Raw genomic sequence first — 576 nt, 5'->3', positions numbered from 1 at the left:
TGCGATGCAGCCGGGCCACGCGTGAGCGTGGCTTCTCTTGCAAGCCTACCAATGAACTGGCAAGCTTAAGACCAAAAAACGAGCTTGTTTCCGGTCTACCGTATGACGCATGTGTACTTCACTTCTACGTCACGGTTCGTTGAGGTGAGTTCCTCTGCTGCCATACTGGTCAGCTTGAGGCACTGTTCTTCACTTAGATATTCATTCTCGTAGGTGGATGTGGACACACCACCATTGGAATAGATGGCGATGATGACGATGAACTTTATTACCATTGTATATTACCTGTCTCATTAATGAGGTAATCCAGCAGCTTTATACGTTTGGGGTGCTTCCATTTATCGTCGGAAGATGCCCATTCGTAAAAGCCTTCAACTGGATACGCTGATGTGTATTTGTCATCCCATTCTGTGAACAGGTGAGCGAGTACAAGACGTGCATCTTCTTGTAATGGTTCAGGAATTAGCCGTTCACTTAACACACAAATCCCGTGTGGTGACGACAGTAGTCCCAGACTGTGCATTGTCCTCAGCTTGATAAGCGCGAGGTTCAGGTGGGTAAGGATTATCTTCTGTG

1 protein-coding gene is annotated in these 576 nt (G+C 47.0%); it reads right to left on the bottom strand.

The window, feature by feature from the left end:
• Positions 1 to 268: 268 nt before the first annotated feature.
• Positions 269 to 576 (bottom strand): hypothetical protein (locus Q5762_RS36965; RefSeq protein WP_315896694.1); only part of this gene is annotated, 308 nt, incomplete at its 5' end.

It is taken from the genome of Streptomyces sp. P9(2023), assembly GCF_032436795.1.
Taxonomy (GTDB): domain Bacteria; phylum Actinomycetota; class Actinomycetes; order Streptomycetales; family Streptomycetaceae; genus Streptomyces.
Note: the sequence above shows the minus strand (reverse complement) of the source record. Positions and strands in the feature narration are given on the sequence as shown.